Below are 4,336 nucleotides of genomic sequence, written 5' to 3' on the forward strand. Positions count from 1 at the left end.
CTATTTTGTAATTTGTTGTTAGTGCTCAAAGGCTAACGGTGGTTGTCGGCACTTCTATCTTAACGTGCTCCAAAAGGCAGCCCTTTATGCTTAGCTTAGGTAACAACGGTAACAAGTTCAGTTACCTCGTTACCTGTCGCTAATCTTCAAGGTCTCCCGCCTTTTTGCACACTTCTATTAACGTGCTCCACCCCGCAACCTCCTGTGCCTAAGCCTAAATTACGCGTAACCAAGCCCCGGTTACTTTGTAATTTAGGACTTAGTCAACGGAGGCTGAACGCAGGTTGTCGGCACTTCTTCATAACGTACTCCAAAAGGCAGGTTTTTGTGTTTAGCATGGATCACACCGTAACAAGTGCAGTTACCACCGTGATCCAACGCTAAGCCTCAAAACCTAACGCCTTTTTGCGCACTTCTACATAACATAGCTGACAGCTTAAGTTTATTTTGGGGCATAATGGTAGCGCTTAATTGAAATATTTGCGTGCAATCGGTCAAAAGCAGTCACAAATACTTAATTTCGTGGCTGATTATGAGTTTTTTTGCATTTTTTTGATTGCTTTTTAGTGATTAGGGTGTTAATATATTTTTTGGAGGTAGTGTAAGTGCTTGCAGAAGAACGACAACAGATGATATTAGCGATGCTTGAAGAAAAAGGAATTGTAAGACTGCAGGATATTTGTGAATCTGTTGAGTGCTCAGAATCATCGGCACGACGCGATTTACAGGTCTTAGAAGAGAAGGGGCTGCTCTTGCGTTTTCATGGCGGGGCCAAGCTTAAACATTCTCTACAGCAGGAACTTGATATGAGCGGCAAATTTTCCAAAAATACGCAACAAAAAAGTGGAATTGCGAAACTTGCCGCAAGTCTAGTCCAAGATGGTGATGTTATCTATCTTGACGCTGGGACTTCAACACTTGCAATGATCAGTTTTCTGCATGCTGGCAAAAATCTAGTTGTTGTCACTAATGGCGTGATGCACGCATCAGCTCTTGCGGATCAAAATATTCGCACGATTCTGGTTGGTGGAGAGTTAAAGAATACAACCAAGGCGATTATTGGGGTCGAAACTGTAAAAAAACTGCAGCAGTATCGTTTTGACAAAGTCTTTTTGGGAATGAATGGAGTACATCTGCAGTATGGGTATACCACACCCGATCCTGATGAGGCCGCGGTGAAACAAACAGCGATTGCACAAGGTGAGAGGGCTTATGTGCTGGTAGATGAGTCCAAGTTTGACCAGATTTCCTTCGTCAAAGTTGCAGAGATTGCCGACGCGGCGATTATTACGAATAAATTACCACGGCAGGTTCTCGATCAATACAGTAACCAAACAAACATTCAGGAGGTTTCAATATGATTTACACGGTAACAGTCAATCCTTCCATTGATTACATTGTTCAATTGCAAGAACTTACTCTAGGTGAGGTCAATCGAATGGATTATGACACTAAATTACCCGGAGGCAAAGGCATCAACGTTTCACGTATCTTGCGCGAACTTGGTCATGAAAATATTGCACTTGGCTTTTTAGGTGGGTTTACGGGCCGTTTTGTTGAAGAATCACTGAAGGCAAAGAAGCTAAAGACAAGTTTTACCCAAATTGCTGATGATACAAGAATCAACGTTAAGGTTAAGGCTCAAAATGAAACTGAGATTAACGGCAAGGGCCCACAAATCAGTGAAAATGAAGTTCAAGCGTTTGAAAAAGAATTTGACAAGCTTGCCAAAGGAGACGTTGTTATCCTATCAGGAAGTCTTGCTCCAAGTTTGAATGAGAACTTTTACTTTGACCTGATCAAGATCATCCGTGCAAAGGGTGCTGAGTTCGTAATCGATACCACTGGCGAAAGCCTGATGAAAGCGCTCAAGGAACATCCTTTGGTTGTAAAACCTAATCACCACGAGCTGGCTGAGCTTTTCGGTGTTAAGTTCAATGGAATGGACGACATTGTGACTTATGGTAAAAAGTTATTAGACTTGGGAGCGCAGCATGTTCTAATCTCGATGGCAGGTGATGGCGGCCTGTTAATCACGCCGAATGAGGTGTACTACAGTGCGGCTCCTAAAGGAACAGTAATTAACTCTGTAGGTGCTGGCGATTCCATGATCGGGGGATTTGTTGGGACATTTGCAGCCACGAAGGATCCGCTTGAAAGTTTCCATTATGGGTTAGCGTGTGGGAGCGCAACGGCCTTCTCAGAAGATTTAGCTGATCGCAAAAAGATTGACGAAATTCTTCCAGAAATCAAGGTAGAAAGTTATAAAAATTAAAAATAATTAAAAAGGGAAGTGTTCTCAGTGGATATTCGTGAATTGTTATTGAAAGATGCAATGATCATGGATCTCAAGGCTTCAACGAAAGAAGAAGCAATTAGTGAGATGGTACATCAGTATTTTGTAACAGGTGTTATCAACGACGAAGATCTTTACAAAAAGGATATCGTTGCGCGTGAAAAACAATCAACTACCGGAATTGGTGATGGCATTGCAATGCCGCATGCTAAAGATAAGGCAGTTCAACGAGCAACAGTCTTGTTTGCTAAAAGTGAAAAGGGTGTTGATTATGATGCCTTAGACGGTAATCCTGTTCATTTATTCTTTATGATTGCTGCTCCAGAAGGTGCTAACAATACTCACTTGCAAGCTTTGGCAACTTTATCCGGTCTTTTAATTGACCCAACTTTAGTTGCTAAGTTGAAACAGGCTCAGACACCAGATGAAGTTCATCAACTTTTTGCAGATGCACAGGCGCAAAAAGAGGAAAAAGATCAGGCTGAAGAAAAGAAAGAACAACAACAAGCAGCAGCGCCTGCTTCATCTGATCGGCCGTATGTAGTTGCCGTTACAGCTTGCCCAACCGGAATTGCACATACTTACATGGCTGAAGAGGCTTTGAAAAAACAAGCTGAAGCAATGGGAGTTGACATTAAGGTTGAAACCAATGGATCTGAAGGGGTCAAGCATTTATTAACTGCTGACGAAATTCAACGTGCGGCTGGTGTTATTATTGCTGCTGATAAGAAAGTCGAAATGGCACGTTTTAATGGCAAACACTTAATTAACCGTCCAGTGGTTGATGGAATCAAAAAGCCTGAAGAATTAATCACTAAGGCAGTTAATGCAGATGCACCTGTTTATCATGCAGATGCAGCTGCAGCAGAAGAAGAGGATGATGCAACTGGCTCAATCGGTAGTAAGATCTATAAAGATCTGATGAACGGGATTTCTCATATGCTGCCTTTTGTTGTTGGTGGTGGGATCTTAATGGCACTTTCGTTCGTGATCGAACAATATCTTGGCGGACCAAAGTCAACTGGTTTTATCTTCCTAAACAATGCTGGTAGTTTGGCCTTTGCTTTCATGATTCCAGTGCTAGCTGGATATATTGCTGAATCAATCGGTGATCGTCCCGCATTGATGCCTGGTTTTGTCGGCGGCTTCATGGCAACTGTCTATAGCGGTTCTTTTGGTGGTGCATATACAGCGAATGTGATGACAAATGCTAAAAGTGCAGCAGGTTTCTTAGGCGGAATTGCAGCAGGTTTCATTGCAGGTTATTTGACAATCTTTTTGAAGAAGGTATTCACTAAACTGCCTAAGTCACTTGAAGGTATGAAGCCAATGTTGCTTTACCCAATTTTTGGCTTGCTGTTAGTCGCTTTGATTATGTTCTTTATCGTCAACCCAATCTTTGCAATTATTAATACTTGGGTAACAGCATTCTTGAATCATATGGGAACTGGTAATGCAGTTCTCTTAGGAATTGTACTTGGTGGAATGATGTCAATCGATATGGGCGGTCCTTTCAACAAAGCTGCTTATGTCTTCGCGGTTGCAGCCTTCACTTCAACTAACAATGGTAATTTGATGGCAGCTGTAATGGCTGGTGGAATGATCCCACCATTTGCGACAGCGATTGCCACAGCATTTTGGCCAAAGAAGTTTACAGATGACGAGCGTAAAGCAGGAATTACCAACTGGGTTCTAGGTTTCTCCTTCATTACCGAAGGTGCAATTCCGTTTGCCACAGCTGATCCATTACGAGTTATTGGATCATGTATCGTAGGATCTGCGATTGCTGGTGGATTGACACAGTTCTGGCATGTCAGTGTCCCAGCTCCTCATGGTGGTTTATGGGTAACGCCACTTGCTACAAATGCGTTTGGATACATCTTTGCAGTCGTAATCGGTGCAATTGTTTCCGGAATAATCTTAGGAATGTGGAAACAAGTAAAAGAAGCAAAATAAGTTCAAATAAATAGTCTTAAAAAGATTTGGGGCTGTGACAAAAGTTAACTTTTGTCACAGCCCCTCTTTTATTTCGGATAAACG

Annotated in this window: 3 protein-coding genes; all 3 read left to right on the forward strand. The window is 42.2% G+C overall.

What is annotated here, in order from left to right; all coding sequences use genetic code 11:
• The first annotated feature begins 605 nt into the window (after nucleotides 1-605).
• From FD50_RS06400 to FD50_RS06410, 3 genes are read left to right on the forward strand one after another with little or no spacing between them, the layout of a single operon-like run.
• Complete coding sequence (locus tag FD50_RS06400; RefSeq protein WP_056960860.1) at nucleotides 606-1,361, forward strand: DeoR/GlpR family DNA-binding transcription regulator; 756 nt, start codon at nucleotides 606-608, stop codon at nucleotides 1,359-1,361.
• Nucleotides 1,358-2,275, forward strand: coding sequence for a 1-phosphofructokinase (pfkB, locus tag FD50_RS06405; RefSeq protein ID WP_054755636.1), 918 nt, complete (start codon nucleotides 1,358-1,360; stop codon nucleotides 2,273-2,275). Before FD50_RS06400 ends, pfkB begins: the two co-directional genes overlap by 4 nt.
• A gap of 27 nt (nucleotides 2,276-2,302) precedes the next feature.
• The gene (locus tag FD50_RS06410) at nucleotides 2,303-4,252 is read left to right on the forward strand and encodes a PTS fructose transporter subunit IIABC (protein ID WP_056960861.1); all 1,950 of its coding nucleotides are present in this window, start codon (nucleotides 2,303-2,305) and stop codon (nucleotides 4,250-4,252) included.
• Nucleotides 4,253-4,336: the final 84 nt, after the last annotated feature.

This window comes from Liquorilactobacillus satsumensis DSM 16230 = JCM 12392, assembly GCF_001435195.1.
Taxonomy (GTDB): Bacteria; Bacillota; Bacilli; order Lactobacillales; family Lactobacillaceae; genus Liquorilactobacillus; species Liquorilactobacillus satsumensis.

Coding starts and splice junctions, on each gene's coding strand:
- pfkB (WP_054755636.1), top strand. CDS start 1,358: ATGATTTACACGGTAACAGTCAATCCTTCCATTGATTACATTGTTCAA.